General features: G+C 53.6%; 12 protein-coding genes. 8 read left to right on the top strand and 4 right to left on the bottom strand.

Features of this window, described 5'->3' with window-relative positions; translation table 11 throughout:
* The first annotated feature begins 36 nt into the window (after positions 1–36).
* The 4 genes from uvrA to ACYVHB_RS06560 all read left to right on the top strand — a co-directional run bounded on the left by uvrA (position 37) and on the right by ACYVHB_RS06560 (position 6,461).
* Entirely contained in the window at positions 37–2,931 is a 2,895-nt protein-coding gene (gene uvrA / locus ACYVHB_RS06575) for an excinuclease ABC subunit UvrA (RefSeq protein WP_461050750.1), read from the top strand.
* Between the two features lie 397 nt (positions 2,932–3,328).
* Positions 3,329–3,739 carry a hypothetical protein gene (locus ACYVHB_RS06570; protein WP_461050748.1) on the top strand — a complete coding sequence of 137 codons (411 nt, stop codon included), beginning with the start codon at positions 3,329–3,331 and terminating at the stop codon, positions 3,737–3,739.
* 38 nt (positions 3,740–3,777) lie between these two features.
* The gene (locus ACYVHB_RS06565) at positions 3,778–4,986 is read left to right on the top strand and encodes a metal-dependent hydrolase family protein (RefSeq protein WP_461051036.1); all 1,209 of its coding nucleotides are present in this window, start codon (positions 3,778–3,780) and stop codon (positions 4,984–4,986) included.
* A 188-nt stretch (positions 4,987–5,174) separates the two neighbouring features.
* Complete coding sequence (locus tag ACYVHB_RS06560; RefSeq protein ID WP_461050746.1) at positions 5,175–6,461, top strand: citrate synthase; 1,287 nt, start codon at positions 5,175–5,177, stop codon at positions 6,459–6,461.
* Between the two features lie 110 nt (positions 6,462–6,571).
* Here ACYVHB_RS06560 and recA read toward each other — a convergent pair whose 3' ends face one another.
* Together recA and ACYVHB_RS06550 are read right to left on the bottom strand one after the other, a co-directional pair.
* Positions 6,572–7,666, bottom strand: a complete 1,095-nt coding sequence (gene recA, locus ACYVHB_RS06555; RefSeq protein WP_461050744.1) for a recombinase RecA — start codon at positions 7,664–7,666, stop codon at positions 6,572–6,574.
* 182 nt (positions 7,667–7,848) lie between these two features.
* Positions 7,849–8,352 carry a hypothetical protein gene (locus ACYVHB_RS06550; protein ID WP_461050742.1) on the bottom strand — a complete coding sequence of 168 codons (504 nt, stop codon included), beginning with the start codon at positions 8,350–8,352 and terminating at the stop codon, positions 7,849–7,851.
* A 344-nt stretch (positions 8,353–8,696) separates the two neighbouring features.
* Between ACYVHB_RS06550 and eno the strand changes: the two genes are divergently transcribed.
* The 4 genes from eno (at position 8,697) to gpmI (ending at position 12,529) form a co-directional block, all read left to right on the top strand.
* Complete coding sequence (gene eno, locus ACYVHB_RS06545) at positions 8,697–9,977, top strand: phosphopyruvate hydratase (RefSeq protein ID WP_461050740.1); 1,281 nt, start codon at positions 8,697–8,699, stop codon at positions 9,975–9,977.
* 62 nt (positions 9,978–10,039) lie between these two features.
* On the top strand, positions 10,040–10,348 hold the full coding sequence (locus ACYVHB_RS06540) for an FtsB family cell division protein (protein WP_461050738.1): 309 nt from the start codon (positions 10,040–10,042) through the stop codon (positions 10,346–10,348).
* A gap of 92 nt (positions 10,349–10,440) precedes the next feature.
* Entirely contained in the window at positions 10,441–10,950 is a 510-nt protein-coding gene (locus ACYVHB_RS06535) for a low molecular weight protein-tyrosine-phosphatase (RefSeq protein WP_461050736.1), read from the top strand.
* A gap of 43 nt (positions 10,951–10,993) precedes the next feature.
* Complete coding sequence (gene gpmI, locus ACYVHB_RS06530) at positions 10,994–12,529, top strand: 2,3-bisphosphoglycerate-independent phosphoglycerate mutase (protein WP_461050734.1); 1,536 nt, start codon at positions 10,994–10,996, stop codon at positions 12,527–12,529.
* A gap of 73 nt (positions 12,530–12,602) precedes the next feature.
* Here gpmI and odhB read toward each other — a convergent pair whose 3' ends face one another.
* Entirely contained in the window at positions 12,603–14,300 is a 1,698-nt protein-coding gene (odhB, locus tag ACYVHB_RS06525; protein WP_461050732.1) for a 2-oxoglutarate dehydrogenase complex dihydrolipoyllysine-residue succinyltransferase, read from the bottom strand.
* Between the two features lie 94 nt (positions 14,301–14,394).
* Complete coding sequence (locus tag ACYVHB_RS06520) at positions 14,395–17,205, bottom strand: 2-oxoglutarate dehydrogenase E1 component (protein WP_461050731.1); 2,811 nt, start codon at positions 17,203–17,205, stop codon at positions 14,395–14,397.
* Between the last annotated feature and the right edge of the window lie 217 nt (positions 17,206–17,422).

Here is a 17,422-nt window from a genome sequence, read left to right as displayed (position 1 = left end):
TGCTGTTTAGAATAGACCGACCGCAACCAACGCAACGTGACGACCGAAGAAAAAGCCACCGGGCAAGCTGCCCACCTGACCGATATTGACCTGACGGGTTACGACCAGATCGACGTGCTGGGTGCCCGCGAACACAACCTTAAAAACATCGACGTCAGCATTCCGCGCAATAAGCTGGTCGTCGTAACGGGCATCAGCGGCAGCGGCAAATCGTCGCTGGCGTTCGATACAATTTATGCCGAAGGCCAACGGCGCTACATGGAGAGCTTCTCGGCTTACGCCCGCTCGTTCATTGGCGATATGGAGCGGCCCGACGTCGACAAAATCAATGGCCTCAGCCCGGTGATTTCCATCGAGCAAAAGACAACCTCTAAAAATCCGCGTTCTACCGTCGGCACGACCACCGAGATTTACGATTTTCTGCGGCTACTCTACGCCCGCGCCGGTGAAGCATATTCGTACCTGACGGGCCGCAAGATGGAGCGTCAGTCGCAGGATCAGATCATCGACACGATTCTCAGCCACTACGACGGCCAGAAACTGACGTTGCTGGCTCCGGTCATTCGCAGCCGCAAAGGCCACTACCGCGAACTGTTCGTGCAGATCGCCAAAACGGGCTACACCAAAGTGCGGGTCGATGGCACGGTGCAGGACATTGTGCCGAAGATGCAGCTGGACCGCTACAAAATTCACGACATCGAAATCGTGATCGACCGGCTCATGCCCAAACCGGACGACCGCTATCGGCTGAGTCAGTCGGTGCAGACGGCGCTCAAGCAGGGCAAAGGCGCCATGCAGATGCTCGACGGAGCGGGGCAGTTGGTGTACTTCTCGCAGAACCTGATGGACCCCGAATCGGGCATCAGCTATGATGAGCCGTCGCCCAACTCGTTTTCGTTCAATTCGCCCTACGGGGCCTGCCCGGTCTGCAATGGCTTAGGCGTGATCGAAGAGATTACGGAAGACTCCGTTATTCCCGATAAGTCATTGAGCATCAGCCGGGGTGCAATTGCTCCGCTGGGCGAATTTCGGGAACTGTGGATTTTTAAGGAGATTGAAGCGATTCTCAAAAAATACAAGCTGAACCTCAGTACGCCTGTTGCCAAGTTTCCTGATGATCTGCTCTACGCGCTCATGCACGGCACGGAAGACGAAGCCACCGTGCCGAGTAAAAAGTATCCGGGCGAAGATTATTACAGCTTCAAGTTTGAGGGCATTGTCAACTTTTTGAAGCGGCAGCAGGAAAACAGCACCGACAAAATTCAGGACTGGCTGAAGGATTTCATGGTCGTGAAAACCTGCCCGGAATGCGACGGTGCCCGGCTGAAAAAAGAGTCGCTGTACTTCAGGATGGACCAGAAAAACATCTCCGAACTGGCCCGCATGGACATTTCGGAACTATCGGCCTGGTTCGACGGCGTTGAAAGCCGCCTGACCGACCGGCAGAACGTAATCGGCAAGGAAATTTTGAAAGAAATCCGCAAACGCATCGGTTTCCTGCTCGACATCGGTCTCGACTACCTCACCCTCGACCGGCCCCTGCGGACGCTGTCGGGGGGCGAAGCTCAGCGCATCCGGCTGGCTACCCAGATTGGGACGCAGCTTGTGGGCGTGCTCTACATCATGGACGAGCCGAGCATTGGCCTGCACCAGCGCGACAACGTCAAATTGATTGACTCGCTCAAGAACCTGCGCGACCTTGGTAACACCGTTCTTGTGGTGGAGCACGACAAGGACATGATGCTCGAATCGGACTATATTCTCGACATTGGTCCCGGCGCGGGTCGGCATGGCGGGCAGGTTGTGAACCGGGGAACGCCCGACGAGTTCCTGAAAAACCAGTATGCCGGGCCAGCGGGCAACAGCACCACGGCTGATTACCTGAGCGGCCGCCTGAACATCGACGTACCTACGGAACGGCGTAAAGGCAATGGCAAATTTCTGATCATCAAGAACGCCACGGGCCATAACCTCAAAAACGTAACCTTGCGGCTACCACTTGGCAAAATGGTGACCATCACGGGCGTATCGGGCAGTGGCAAGTCGTCGCTGATTCACGAAACGCTGTTCCCGGTGTTGAACCGCCACTTTTTCCGGTCTAAGCGCGAAGCCCTGCCCTTCAAAACGGTGGAAGGGCTGGAGCATTTGGATAAGGTGATTGAGGTCGATCAGTCGCCCATTGGCCGGACGCCCCGCTCAAATCCCGCCACCTACACCGGCATGTTCTCGGACATCCGAATGCTGTTTGCCGAACTGCCCGAAGCCAAAATCCGCGGTTATAAACCGGGTCGGTTCTCATTCAACGTGAAGGGTGGCCGCTGTGAAGGCTGTGAAGGCGCGGGCATGAAAAAGATTGAGATGGAGTTTCTGCCCGACGTGCATATCATGTGCGAAACCTGCAAGGGCAAGCGCTTCAACCGCGAAACGCTGGAGGTCCGCTTTAAAGGCAAATCCATCGCCGACGTCCTCGACATGACCGTGGAGCAGGCGCTGGACTTCTTCGCCAGCCAGCCCAAAATCCTGCGTAAAGTGACGACCATGAACGACGTGGGTCTGGGCTACATCACGCTCGGTCAGCACGCCACAACGCTGTCGGGGGGCGAGGCCCAGCGGGTGAAACTTTCCGAAGAGTTATCCAAGAAAGACACCGGCAAAACGCTCTACATTCTCGACGAGCCAACCACCGGGCTACACTTTCAGGACATCGCCCACCTGCTCGACGTACTGAACAAACTCGCTAACAAGGGCAATACCGTCCTGATTATCGAGCACAACATGGACGTCATCAAAGTATCCGATCACCTCATCGACCTCGGCCCCGAAGGCGGCAACAAAGGCGGCTTCATCGTAGCCGAAGGAACGCCCGAAAAAGTGGCGGGGGTAGCCGGAAGCTACACGGGTAAGTTTTTGAAAGGGGAACTGGCGGTATAATCACAATGAAAAGCTCTGTTCAAATGTGAACGGGGCTTTTCATTGCGCAGTCTATCGCGCAAGCAATTCATTCACTGTTATTAGCAATCTGGCACAGACAGTGCCGCGTCGAATGAATCGGTTTCGAAGTGTGAGATGCTGTTCTTGACGGACGAGAATACCCGAACCATGCGTAGCGCCGGGAAAGCGTGCCAGACTCTCCGAAATATTCATTTTGTTTCGACATCGGAATACCAACATCATCTGCTTCTTTCTGCTCTAACACCGCGCTTTTCATAGTTCATATCGTTTGACCTAAGTATACGTACGAAAAAGTGCATTGCCTTCTGTGTCCATGTAGCGCGACACCAAAATCTATTATCTTCGCCGGTCTCAACTGCTCCATGAAATCCGCTTTATGCGTAACCCTTTGTTCTATATTCTTCTCCTTGTATTAATTGTTCTCGACGCGTGGCTGCTGGCCCATCCTAATCTGATTGGCCGGGCCGGGGTATTCTTTTTCGACTACGATTATGTCGACACCTTCCCTAAAGCGCTCGTCACAGTGGCTGTCGTGATAAGCGTCGCCTTATTCGTTTCCTGGTTGGTGGGACAATTGGGTCGGGTAATTGGATCAATTCTGCTGATTGCGCTGCTGGTCGTATCGGGCTACTGGCTGTTTGATAGCTTTCTGCTTTATAATTCAGGCGTTTATAAACTCACGGGCGCAGGCTTCCGGGCGGGAGCCATCCTGCTGCCGGGCTTGCTGGTGCTCGTATTTGGCAAAGGGGTTTCTGATGTGTTACAGACAAAACGCGCCCGCCGGTGAATAATCTGCTATTCCTGATCGCATGGCTGTTTACCGGCATGGTCTCGGCGCAGTCCGTTTACCTTCTCCGCTCCGACCGTGTATTTGATGGCGAAACCGTACACGAGGGTTGGGTTGTGCGCATCAACGGGAATAAAATCGAAGCTGTCGGTCCAGCAAATTCTGTATCGGCAGCGGGTGCCAAAAGCATTAACCTAACGGGTACCACCCTGATCCCTGGTTTAATTGAAGGGCATTCGCATTTGTTACTGCATCCGTACAATGAAACGAACTGGGACGATCAGGTTTTGCGGGAAGCACGGTCATTGCGGGTGGCGCGGGCCACGGTTCATGCTCAGAAGACCCTGCTGGCCGGTTTCACCACCGTGCGCGACCTCGGCACCGAAGGCGCAGACTACGATGATGTTGGACTGAAACAGGCCATTGAGCAGGACATTATTCCCGGACCGCGCATGATCGTCGTGACGCGGGCGCTCATCGCATCCGGCAGCTATGGGCCGAAAGGGTTCAGCCCCGACATTACCGTGCCGCAGGGAGCCGAAGAAGCCGACGGTCACGATGCGCTCATCCGGGCCGTGAGGACGCAAATCGGCAAGGGAGCCGACGCCATAAAGATATACGCCGACTACCGCTGGGGACTGATGGCGGAAGCCCGACCGACGTTTACGCTTGATGAACTGAAGTTGATTGTCGAGACGGCCCGCAGTAGTGGTCGGGGCGTGGTAGCCCACGCCAGCACCGCCGAAGGGATGCGCCGGGCTATTCTGGCTGGTTGCGAAACCCTTGAACACGGCGACGCCGGAACGCCCGAAATTTTTGCACTAATGAAAAAGAACGGCACGGCGCTCTGCCCGACACTGGCCGCTGGTGATGCTGTCAGTCAGTACCGAGGCTGGAAAAAAGGACAGGAACCCGAACCAGCCCGCATTAAAGAAAAGCGGGGGACCTTCAGACAGGCACTTGACGCGGGCGTAACCATCTGCGCCGGGGGCGACGTGGGCGTGTTCAGCCACGGCGACAACGCCCGCGAACTGGAAATGATGGTCGATTACGGCATGAAACCATTAGATGTGCTGCGCTCGGCCACGTCGGTCAATGCCGATGTGTTTCACCTCGCTGACCGGGGACGTATCCGACCGGGTTTGCTGGCCGATCTGGTGGCGGTTGAGGGTGATCCAAGTCGTGAAATAGGTGCCATCCGGCGCGTTCGACTGGTCATAAAAGGTGGCAAAATCTATAAACAATAAGACAAAACTAATTGCACTGCCAGCAGGTTACACAATTAAATAATAGAGGTTTTATGGCCTTTTCCGGTGATTTTCGTCCGTCGTTTAGGTTTTTGGACTAATTTCGCCGGGTTGCTACATAAGCATGAACCTAGCTTTCAACTACCCGCTAACCCGTTCTCTCAGATTATTCTACCCTGATCTTTTGTATGGCAAACGCTGCTGAATTAACCGTCGATGGCAAGTCCTTTTCATTCCCAACTCTGGAAGGAAGCGAACAGGAGAAAGCCTTCGACATCTCGAACCTCCGCGACCAAACCGGATACGTTACCTTAGACCGGGGCTATAAAAACACCGGCGCTACCCAAAGCGGCATTACATTTTTGGATGGTGAAGAAGGAATCCTCCGCTACCGAGGTTATTCCATCGAAGACTTAGCGTCGAAAGCCTCATTTCTGGAGGTCGCTTATCTGCTCATTTACGGCGACTTACCCACGCAGGAGCAGTTTGCTCAGTTCGAGAATGCCATCCGTCGCCATACGCTCGTCAATGAGGATATGCGGAAAATCTTCGACGGCTTTCCGGTTAACGCGCATCCGATGGGCGTTCTGTCGTCGCTGGTTAGTGCCATGAGCGCGTTTTATCCTGATTCGTACGAAGGATCGGGCCTGAACAACATCGACCTGCACATTACCCGGCTATTAGCCAAACTACCCACACTGGCCACCTGGTCGTACAAGCGGGCGATGGGCCACCCCATTAACTATCCCAAAAATAACCTCGACTACATCCCGAACTTCCTCAATATGATGTTCGCGCTACCGGTTGAGGACTACAACGTCGATCCGGTGGTGGCCGAAGCGCTGAACGTGCTGCTCATTCTCCATGCTGACCATGAGCAAAACTGCTCCACGTCGACAGTGCGGCTCGTTGGCTCGTCCCAAGCCAACATTTACTCGTCTGTTTCGGCCGGAATCAGTGCCCTGTGGGGACCCTTGCACGGCGGAGCAAATCAAGAAGTGATTGAGATGCTGGAAGAGATCAAAGCCGACGGGGGCGACGTCAGCAAATACGTCGATATGGCCAAAAACGCCAAGGCAACGGGCTTCCGGCTGTTTGGTTTTGGGCACCGCGTTTATAAAAACTTCGATCCCCGTGCCAAAATCATCAAGAAAGCGGCTGACGACGTACTCTCAAAATTAGGCGTTAACGACCCGGTGCTCGAAATTGCTAAAGGTCTGGAGGAGGCTGCCCTGAACGATGAGTATTTCGTGTCGCGCAAGCTTTACCCGAACGTCGACTTCTATTCGGGTATTATTTACCGTGCCCTGGGCATTCCTACTAATATGTTCACGGTGATGTTCGCCATTGGCCGCTTACCGGGCTGGATTGCGCAATGGAAAGAGATGCGCGAACAAAAGGAACCCATCGGGCGCCCCCGTCAGATTTATACCGGTGCTACCCTGCGCGAATTCAAATCCATTGAACAACGGTAATATTCGCGACCGACTTTTGCAACAAAAAGCCCTGGCCGTTTCGTTTGGCCAGGGCTTTTCTTTTGTGTTCTACTTGACGAATTAGTTTGCGGTATTCACGTGAGCCAATCTTAGTCGTCAATTTCGCCTTCATCGTCAGCCCCGGTAGCAGCCAGAACAGGATCGAGCAGGGCGGTCTCATCTTCGTTGATCTTGGCGCGAATCTTACCTTCCAGTTCGGCACTTAGTTCGGGATTGTCCAACAGCAATTCTTTCACAGCATCGCGGCCCTGAGCTAAACGGCTGGTTCCGTAGGAGAACCACGAACCCGACTTCTTAACGATTTCCATCTCGACGGCCAAATCAAGAATTTCGCCGACTTTCGAGATGCCCTGACCGTACATGATGTCGAACTCAACAACTTTGAACGGAGCTGCCAGTTTGTTCTTCACAACCTTTACTTTGGTACGGTTACCCACAACGTTGTCGGCTCCTTCTTTAATTTGACCAATCCGCCGGATATCAAGGCGAACCGATGCGTAGAACTTCAGCGCGTTACCACCGGTGGTCGTTTCGGGATTGCCGAACATAACGCCGATTTTCTCGCGCAACTGGTTGATGAAAATGCAGCAACATCCCGTCTTGTTAATCGTACCGGTCAGTTTGCGCAGCGCCTGCGACATCAGGCGGGCCTGAAGACCCATCTTGCTTTCACCCATCTCGCCTTCAATCTCAGCTTTTGGCACAAGCGCGGCTACTGAGTCAATAACGATGATATCGATAGCTCCCGAACTGATGAGGTGTTCAGTGATTTCGAGGGCCTGCTCGCCATTGTCGGGTTGCGAGATCAGAAGATTTTTGGTGTCGATGCCTAATTTCTCGGCATAAGCCCGGTCGAACGCGTGCTCGGCGTCAATAAAGGCTGCCAGGCCACCCGCTTTCTGTGCTTCGGCGATGCAGTGCAGGGTCAATGTAGTTTTACCCGACGATTCAGGACCGTATATTTCAACGACACGGCCGCGCGGCAAACCACCAATGCCCAGCGCCAGATCCAGACCCAGCGAACCCGTCGAGATCACCGGAACGTCCTCAACTTTGCTTTCGCTCAGGCGCATAACCGTACCTTTGCCGAATGCCTTATCGAGCTTCTCAATGGTGGTTTGCAGGGCCTTTAGTTTGTTATCAGCGGCAGTCGCCGTAGCCGTTGCCGAATCAGATTTAGCCATGTTAGGATGGTTGTTTAAACAGATAAAATTACCCAAAAAGGGCCAAAAAACCAAACGGTTTTTGAAAATTGTTGGTGGGGCTTGTCAGCCGCTCAGGGCCTTGCTTATGAAGTCGAAAAGCCCATTTGCTGACCAGCTAATAGTAGCAGCAAATGGACTTAATCAGGCATGAATCAGCTTGTTTACAATGTCGAATCGACCGGCACGGCCTGAGGCTGCGTGGGAGCCGTTTGCTGAGGTTGGGGTTGCTGCACCGGAGCCTGCTGCACGGACGGTTGCTGGTTGCCTGGGTAAGCCGATGGATCGCCGTAGGGTCGTGCCGCTGGACCAATCAATTCCACCGACGTAATGTAGTACTTGGTATCGCCGTTCCAGGGCAGGCGAATGATTTTCTCTTCGTAATGAAGCGTTACCCGCTGACCCGACTTAACGGCATTCGTAACCTGAGCCGCCACGGCGTCATCTTTCACCGAGAAATCAAAGTACTGAGGAGTCAGCGAACCGGTTTCGCCCGAAAAGCCGCCCACGTTGAGAACACCTTCATACGTTTTGAAGACGAAACCCCGTCGGCTGAATTTTGAGATTGTACCGGCGCGTTCGCCATCGCTGTAACTCCAACCGGTGAGCGCATACAAAATACCAAAAACAACTAATAGAAATAACAGGAAGTACAGTAACCCTCGCATAGAATTGGTTGGTTTAGTGGCGGTGTAAGACCGCACAAATAGACAAAAAAATTTAGGACATCCGTACTGATTCGTAAATTTTAGAACGACTGGCCGGGTTGATTGTTCGGTAAAATACCACTTGGCGCTGTATTATACCGAACAAAACGATAAACCATCGTCTAATTGTCGGCCTGCTTCGACAAACACAGCACGCCGTGGGGAGCAAAAACGAGGAAATTTCGCCCTGCATTTCGTTACTTTGCGCCCGGTTGGCCAACTGGCGTAACGACTTGTAGTCAACGTCGAAGAACTGGTGCGCCGGACCAATTGATTTTTTGTTGTTAACCCTCATAATTTTTGTAATGAGCACCATCCAAAGCATTCATGCCCGGCAAATTCTGGATTCACGGGGCAACCCGACCGTTGAAGTCGACGTGCGTACCGAAAACGGCTTTTTAGGCCGGGCGGCCGTACCATCGGGTGCGTCGACGGGTTCGCACGAGGCCGTTGAACTCCGCGACGACGATGCCAGTGTATACGTTGGGAAGGGCGTTTTAAAAGCCGTCTCGAACGTGAACGAACTGATCTTTCCCGAGTTGGTCGGCATTTCGGTATATGACCAGAATATGCTCGATAAGATCATGCTGGAGTTGGACGGAACCCCCAACAAAGGGCGGCTGGGAGCCAATGCCATTCTGGGTGTGTCATTAGCCGTGGCCAAAGCTGCCGCTCAGGAAGCCGGTATGCCACTGTACCGCTACGTGGGGGGGGTGGGTGCCAATACGTTGCCCGTACCCATGATGAATATTCTCAACGGTGGCTCCCACGCCGACAACTCCATCGATTTTCAGGAATTTATGGTTATGCCCGCCAGTGCACCAAGCTTCTCGGAAGCGCTGCGCATGGGCACCGAGATTTTTCACACGCTCAAGAAAGTACTGAAGAGCAAAGGCATGTCGACTAACGTTGGCGACGAAGGTGGTTTTGCCCCGAATATTCCTTCTAATGAGGAAGCGATTCAGATCATCTTACAAGCCATTGAGAAAGCGGGTTACCGGCCGGGCGAGGACGTGTGGGTGGCAATGGATGCCGCTGTATCCGAGTTCTACGATGCTGATACCAAACAGTACCATTTCAAAAAATCGACCGGCGACAAGCTGACCTCGTCCGAGATGGCGGGCTACTGGAAAGACTGGGTGAGCAAATACCCGATCCTGTCCATTGAAGACGGCATGGCCGAAGATGATTGGGAAGGCTGGAAAATGCACACGGACACGCTGAAAGGCACAAAAACGCAGCTCGTTGGCGACGACCTCTTCGTAACCAACGTCACGCGTCTGCAGCAGGGCATTGACCAGGGTATTGCCAATGCGATTCTGGTGAAGGTAAACCAGATTGGTTCGCTGACCGAAACCATCGACACGGTGAATCTTGCCAAGCGCAACGCTTACAAAAACATTATGTCGCACCGCTCGGGCGAAACCGAAGACGCGACCATTGCCGACCTGGCCGTAGCGCTCAACACGGGTCAGATCAAAACGGGTTCGGCCTCGCGTTCCGACCGTATGGCCAAATACAACCAGCTTCTGCGCATTGAAGAGGAACTCGGCGAAATGGCGTATTTTCCTGGGTTGAAGTTTTAAATGAAGAATGCTCAATGGGGGCCGCACGTGCGGCCCCCATTGAGCATTCTTCATTATTTATTATGAAAAAGCTCCTTTACCAACTCCGCAACTTCTACGTCGCCACCGCCCTGGCGTTATTGACGTGGATGATGTTTTTTGACGCGAATGACATCCCATCGCAGGCCCAGAATTGGTTGAAACTGCGTGAGTTAGAACAGGAAACAACGTTTTATCAGGCCGAGATCAGGGACGTACAGACCGCCCGGCGGGAAGTGCTTGGCAACGACCGGCTTCGCGAGAAGTTCGCCAGGGAGAAATACCTGATGAGAAAGCCGACCGAAGATGTATTCGTGATTGTAGACGAAAAAAATGAACCGCTGGAAAAGTAATGTATAATGTGCCGCGCGGGCGGCCCCGAATGATGAATGTATAATGGAGACCGAATCACTAATTGTACATTATACATTTACTATTATTCATTATGATAAACGTTCTCTTCGTCTGTTACGGCAACATCTGCCGGTCGCCGGTGGCAGAGGGCATATTCCGGTCGTTGGTTGCTGAGGCTGGATTGAATGAAGCGATTCAATGCGACTCGGCGGGAACAGCTTCGTTTCACCTGGGGCAACTCCCCGACCGCCGTACCCGCGAAAACGCTCTTGAACACGGCCTGACGCTTACTCACCGCGCCCGGCGCATGATTGGCGAAGATCTGGCGCAGTTCGATTATTTCGTGGCGATGGACGAAACTAACCTCGAAGCCATCGAAAAATTAAATTACCGCAGCACAGGTTTGCACACCAACGACACCATTTTTCTGCTGCGCGAGTTCGACCCGGACACCAGCGACCAGCCCAATGTGCCGGACCCTTACTACGAAGGACCTGACGTTTTTGAAGACGTGTACCAGATTGTAGCCCGCTGCTGCCACCAGTTATTGACCTACCTTATTAATGAGCGAATGGGTGAATTGCGAATTAGTGACACATAGAATATTCGCTCATTCGCAATTCACTCATTCACTTATCAGACTCATGAATAAAAAAGTCATTCTTCTCATTCTCGACGGCTGGGGTATCCCCCTGAAGCCATCCGTGTCGGCGATTGAAGCCGCCAACATTCCGTTTATGCGCTCGTTGTATCCCATCTACCCAAACAGTCGGCTGGACGCTTCAGGGCTGGCCGTTGGATTGCCAGTTGGGCAGATGGGCAACTCCGAAGTGGGCCACATGAACCTCGGTGCGGGTCGGGTGGTGTACCAGGATTTGGTGAAAGTTAATAAAGCGGTTGACGAACACACGCTCGATACCGAACCCGTATTGGTCGATGCGCTGAACTACGCCGAACGTACCGGCAAAAAGATCCACTTCATCGGCTTAGTATCCGACGGGGGCGTTCACGCGCACATCGATCATATTAAAGGGCTACTGTCTATTGCTCACGCGCATGGCCTGACGGACGTGTTCGTTCATGCCTTTACCGACGGCCGCGACACCGACCCAAAAGGCGGCATTGCTTACCTGACCGACTTACAGGCGCACATGGCCCAAACGACCGGGCAGATTGCCAGCGTGGTTGGGCGCTATTATGCCATGGACCGCGACAACCGCTGGGAACGGGTTAAAGTGGCTTACGACGCGATGGTGAACGGCGTTGGGAAGCAAGTGGCGGCCGATGCGGTTACGCAGGCCCTCCAGACATCGTACGACCAGGACGTAACCGACGAATTTGTGAAGCCAATTATCGTTGCGCAAGCCGATGGTTCGCCAGTGGCCATGATTGAGGAAGGAGACGTGGTGCTGTGTTTCAACTTCCGCACCGACCGGGGCCGCGAAATCACGCAGGCGCTAACCCAAAAGGATTTCCCGGAGCAAGGCATGAAAAAGCTGAATCTGGATTATATCACAATGACCAACTATGACAGTGATTTTGTGGGCGTGAAAGTCATTTTTGATAAAGATAATTTGCTGAACACTATCGGCGAAGTCATTGCCGGAATAGGCCGAAAGCAGATCAGAATTGCCGAAACGGAGAAATACCCCCACGTCACGTTCTTTTTCTCGGGCGGTCGCGAGGAGCCGTTCCCCGGAGAAAAGCGGTTACTATGCCCGTCGCCCAAAGAGGTGAAAACCTACGACCTCAAACCCGAAATGGCTGCTTACGACATCCGCGACGCTATCATCCCGGAGTTGGAAAAGGAAGAAGTGGATTTCGTCTGTCTCAACTTTGCCAATACCGACATGGTTGGTCATACGGGCGTATTTGAAGCCGTGGTGAAAGCGGCTGAAACGGCTGACATCTGCACAAAAGCCGTTGTCGAAGCCGCGCTCGAACACGGCTACACGACAATCATCATTGCCGACCACGGCAACGCCGAGTACATGATTAATGATGACGGCACACCTAACACGGCCCACACGACTAATCTGGTCCCCTGCATTCTGGTCGACAAAGACTACCACCCTGCGCTGAACGACGGCAAGCTCGCCGACATTGCACCCACCATTCTGCACCTGATGGGCATCCCGCAGCCACCCCAAATGACCGGTGTGAGTTTGATAAAAGACTAAGCACAAAAAAGCCGCCCTAAGCATTCAGGGCGGCTCTTTTGTGTCTTGAATAGGCATTGGCTGTTAAAGACACTCACATGTCGAACAGCATCCGGGCGGGGTCTTCCAGGATTTGCTTCACCCGAACCAGGAAACTAACAGATTCTTTGCCGTCGATGATGCGGTGATCGTAGGACAGGGCTACGTACATGATGGGGCGAATGACGATCTCGCCATTAACGACTACCGCCCGCTCCACAATGTTGTGCATCCCTAAAATGGCCGACTGTGGGGCATTGATGATAGGGGTCGACAGCATCGACCCGAATGTGCCGCCGTTGGTGATGGTGAACGTGCCACCGGTCATCTGCTCGATGGTCAGCTTGTTGTCGCGGGCCAGTCCGGCCAGCCGCACAATCTCCTTCTCGATCTGCGCAAAACTCAACTGCTCGGCGTTCCGAATAACCGGCACCACCAAACCTCGTTCGGTAGACACGGCAATCGACACGTCGCAGAAGTCGTTGAAAATCATGTTGTCGCCGTCGATCTGGGCGTTCACAGCCGGAAATTCCTTCAGCGCAATGCAAACCGCCTTGGTGAAGAACGACATGAAGCCAAGACCAACGCCATTCTTCTCTTTGAACTTGTCCTTGTATTTGTTGCGCAGGTCCATCACCGGCTTCATATCCACCTCGTTGAAGGTCGTAAGCATGGCCGTTTCATTCTTAACGGCCACCAACCGACGGGCGATGGTCCGGCGCAGCGAAGTCATCTTCTCGCGACGCTGTGCCCGTTCGCCGGTCATAACCGGAGCGGGGGCGGGTGCCGGTTTAGCTGCGGCCGGTTGCGCCGGAGAAACCGGAGCCGGTGGGGCAGTTTGGGGTTGAGCGGGAGCGGGTTGCGCTGGACTTGGTGCTGCATTCATGGCATCTTCCTTCGTCACGCGGCCACCTACGCCAGTGCCCTGAACCTGTTGGGCCGGAATGCCTTTCTCATCTAAAATTTTAGCTGCGGCCGGCGACGGATGGTGGACAGCGTATCCGTTTTGTCCGTTTTGAGCCGGTTCAGCAGTCGTTGTTTGCTGAGCGGGTTGCGCGGGAGCAGGCGACGACGTTGGGGCGGGCGCAGTAGCCGTTGCACCTGTTTCAATTTTAGCAATCAACGCGCCAATCGCGAGGGTTTCGCCCGCCTGCGCCACGATACGGAGCGTACCGGCGGCTTCGGCAGGAAGCTCGAAGGTTGCTTTGTCGGATTCAAGTTCGCATAGTACTTCGTCCAGCGCAACCTGATCGCCGTCTTTCTTGCTCCACGATGCAATAGTCACTTCTGTAACGGATTCGCCAACGGCCGGGACCTTCATCTCGATCACGTTCGTACCCGCCGATGCGTTAGCGGCCACCGGTGCACCAGACTGAGCCGGTTCGGCAACGGGTTGAAGCGCGGGAGTTGGATCTTGCTGCGACTTCACATTCTCCGGCTTCGCAGCGGCTGGTTGAGCGGGAGCGGGTGTCTCCGCCTTGGCTGGTTCGGGTGTCGGTGTGGCCGCAGGTGCATTACCCCCACTGTCGATGGTGCAGATGCTGGCGCCAATGGGCAGCACATCGCCTTCCTGCGCCAGAATATGAAGTACACCGTCGGCCTCGGCGGTTAGCTCAAACGTCGCTTTGTCGGAATCGAGTCCGCACAATACGTCGTCCATTTTCACCGAATCGCCTTCTTTTTTGTACCACGTACCGACGGTTACTTCGGTAATCGATTCTCCCACGGCGGGGATTTTCATGTCAACGGCCATGTTTTTATGGTTTGTAGTTTGTGGTTTGTGGCTTGTAGTTGCTAATGCCTAATCTGACGCGTCAGCAACTACAGACCACAAACTATAAACTCATTTACTCGAATGCTCTCCGAACGATGTCGGCTTGTTCCTGAGTGTGTCTTTTGGCGTAGCCCGTAGCGGGCGATGCCGCAGCCTCGCGCGAAACAACACGCATAGTAGACAATGCTGGGTTTCGGCTAACCAGTACGCGCAGCAGGTACCCCCAATAACCCATATTTTCGGGTTCTTCTTGAACCCAGATCAATTCTGCTTTTTTGTATTGGCCCAATACAGCTTCCAACTGCTTTTGAGGCAGCGGGGCCAGTTGTTCCAGCCTGACAAGGGCAACGTCGTCGCGCTGATCAGCCTGTTGTTTATCGAGAAGGTCATAGTATACCTTACCCGAGCACAGCAACACGCGTTTCACTTTTTTCGCCTTCGCATACGAATCGCCCAGCACTTCCTGGAAACTACCCTTGGTGAGTTCGTCCAGCGGAGAAACACACTTCGGGTGCCGCAACAACGATTTGGGCGACATGACCACCAGTGGCTTGCGGAATGACCACGCTAATTGCCGACGCATCAGGTGGAAGAAATTGGCTGGTGTCGTGATGTTAGCCACTACCATATTCTGCTCAGCGCTGAGTTGCAGGTAGCGTTCGGGCCGGGCGTTGGAGTGTTCGGGACCCTGCCCTTCGTAGCCGTGCGGGAGCAACAGGACTAAGCTGTTCTGAATGCCCCACTTCGACTCGCCAGCCGCAATAAACTGGTCGATAATCAACTGGGCACCGTTTGAGAAATCACCAAACTGCGCTTCCCAAATGACCAGCGCATGCGGATTTGCCATGGCGTAGCCGTACTCGAAGCCCAGTACGCCATACTCCGACAGCAACGAGTTATACACCTGAAACTTCTGCTGATCCTCCTGAATGAAATCGAGCGACGAGTAGGACTGGTTGGTTTCGGCATCGTGCAAAACGGCGTGACGGTGCGAAAACGTCCCCCGCTGCACATCCTGACCACTCAACCGAACGGGTCGACCCTCAACCAGCAATGACCCGTAAGCCAGCAACTCAGCGGTTCCCCAGTTTACCAGTTTAGTGTCGGTCAGCATCGTCTGCCGATCCTTAAGCAGTTTGTCGATTTGCTTCAGCGGTTTGAAGCCATCGGGAATTTTCACCAGCGCATCGCCAATGGTTTTCAGCGTCTCGGGCTGGACACCCGTTTCGGGCGACTGATCAAAATCGGAAGCTTCGGCAAACCGCAGTTCGGCCCAGTCCAGATCCAGCCGCAGGGGCTTGTACGGAATTTCAGCTTTCTGCTTAACCCGGTCGAGCCGGTCCTGCAGTTGCTTTTTAAACTCCGTATCCATGCGCGTTGCCAGTTCGGCGTCTACGTCGCCCCGCTCAATGAGCAGTTTATTGTAGAGTTCGCGTGGGTTAGCGTGCTTGTCGATGATCGTGTACATCGTCGGCTGGGTGAACTTCGGTTCGTCGGACTCATTGTGTCCGTAGCGCCGATAGCAAACCATGTCGATGAATACATCACGGCTGAATTTCTCGCGAAATTCAACGGCCAATCGGGAACAGAAAATAACCGCTTCGGGATCATCGCCGTTGACGTGAAAAATGGGCGCGTCGATAATCTTGGCGATGTCGGAACAGTAAATCGACGACCGGGCATCTTCAAAATCGGTCGTGAAGCCAATCTGATTATTGATGACGAAGTGGATTGTACCACCGGTCTGGTAGCCCGCCAGATTAGCCATCTGAGTCACTTCGTAAACAATACCCTGCCCCGCCACAGCCGCGTCGCCGTGAATCAGGATCGGCATAATCTTGGTAAAGTCCCCGGCGTATTCTTCGTCGGCCTGCGCCCGCACAAACCCTTCGACAACGGGGTTGACGGCCTCTAAGTGTGACGGGTTGGGGGCCAGTTTTACATTTATTTTCTTACCCGATTTAGTTTCGGTCAGGCTGGCGTAGCCGAGGTGGTATTTCACGTCGCCATCGCCGTGAGCCTGCTCGGGTACATTTCCTTCAAAGCCATCGAAAACGGCTTCGTACGATTTCCCCAAAATATTACAGAGGACGTTCAATCGACCCCGGTGGGCCATGCCAATCATCACCTCTTCGACGCCCATGTCGGCCGCCGTGCTGATAATGGTGTCCAACGCGGGAATGGTCGACTCACCCCCTTCGAGCGAGAATCGCTTCTGCCCTAAGTATTTGGTTGCCAGAAAGTTTTCAAAAACGGTCGCTTCGTTCAGTTTTTCGAGAATGCGTTTCTTCTCGTCACTCGTTGGCGAAAAGGTGAGCGCTTCTTTCTCAATCTTATTACGCAGCCAGTTCTTTTCATCCATTTCACGGATGTACATGTACTCGAAGCCGATGTTGCCCGCGTAAATTTTTCGCAGCGACTCCATAATGGTGCGGAGCGTGGCGGGACCGATGCCCAGCAGTTTACCCGACTCAAACGTAGTATCGAGATCAGCCTCAGTCAGGGCGTAGTCGGGCAGGTCGACGCGGGGCTGACGATCTTTTCGGGCTTTGAGGGGGTTCGTTTTAGCCAGCAAGTGCCCCCGCGACCGGTAGGCCTTGATCAGACTGGCCACCGAAACCTCCTTCTCTGCGTGACTGGCATCAACTGGTTTAACAGCCTGACCATTACTTTTGGCAGACGTGCCATTGGCCGCAGCACCGTTTGGTACCGTGTTGTTCGATTTGGTGCCGTTGGCGGTTTCGCCGTAGGTTAAGGAGAACTCAAATCCTTTAAAAAATTGCCGCCAGCTTTCGTCAACTAATTGAGGGTCTTGCTTATAAGACTGGTACAATTGATCTACGTAAGCTGCGTCGGAATTGGCAATGTATGAAAACTGGTCCATGACGGGGGCGCGTCGTTGTTTTGACTCGCAAAGGTAGCGTATAGGCTAAACACTTATCCCTAAAAATTATGGTTTTTATACCACTACGCGGTGACAACGACGCCCTTATCAACTGTAACAGCATTCATGCTGGTTTGGTTGAATCGACGACTTCTTACCAAGAGGTGCTGCATCGTTCATGATCCGGGGTTTTGAGTCAAATTTGAAGTCTGTCCGA

It is taken from the genome of Spirosoma arcticum, assembly GCF_054779955.1.
Note: the sequence above shows the minus strand (reverse complement) of the source record. Positions and strands in the feature narration are given on the sequence as shown.

Excerpts from the sequence above, each read along its gene's own strand:
- ACYVHB_RS06570 (WP_461050748.1), top strand. The coding sequence starts at position 3,329 with ATGCGTAACCCTTTGTTCTATATTCTTCTCCTTGTATTAATTGTTCTC.
- ACYVHB_RS06565 (WP_461051036.1), top strand. The coding sequence starts at position 3,778 with ATGGTCTCGGCGCAGTCCGTTTACCTTCTCCGCTCCGACCGTGTATTT.
- ACYVHB_RS06560 (WP_461050746.1), top strand. The coding sequence starts at position 5,175 with ATGGCAAACGCTGCTGAATTAACCGTCGATGGCAAGTCCTTTTCATTC.
- recA (WP_461050744.1), bottom strand. The coding sequence starts at position 7,666 with ATGGCTAAATCTGATTCGGCAACGGCTACGGCGACTGCCGCTGATAAC.
- ACYVHB_RS06550 (WP_461050742.1), bottom strand. The coding sequence starts at position 8,352 with ATGCGAGGGTTACTGTACTTCCTGTTATTTCTATTAGTTGTTTTTGGT.
- eno (WP_461050740.1), top strand. The coding sequence starts at position 8,697 with ATGAGCACCATCCAAAGCATTCATGCCCGGCAAATTCTGGATTCACGG.
- ACYVHB_RS06540 (WP_461050738.1), top strand. The coding sequence starts at position 10,040 with ATGAAAAAGCTCCTTTACCAACTCCGCAACTTCTACGTCGCCACCGCC.
- ACYVHB_RS06535 (WP_461050736.1), top strand. The coding sequence starts at position 10,441 with ATGATAAACGTTCTCTTCGTCTGTTACGGCAACATCTGCCGGTCGCCG.
- gpmI (WP_461050734.1), top strand. The coding sequence starts at position 10,994 with ATGAATAAAAAAGTCATTCTTCTCATTCTCGACGGCTGGGGTATCCCC.
- odhB (WP_461050732.1), bottom strand. The coding sequence starts at position 14,300 with ATGGCCGTTGACATGAAAATCCCCGCCGTGGGAGAATCGATTACCGAA.
- ACYVHB_RS06520 (WP_461050731.1), bottom strand. The coding sequence starts at position 17,205 with ATGGACCAGTTTTCATACATTGCCAATTCCGACGCAGCTTACGTAGAT.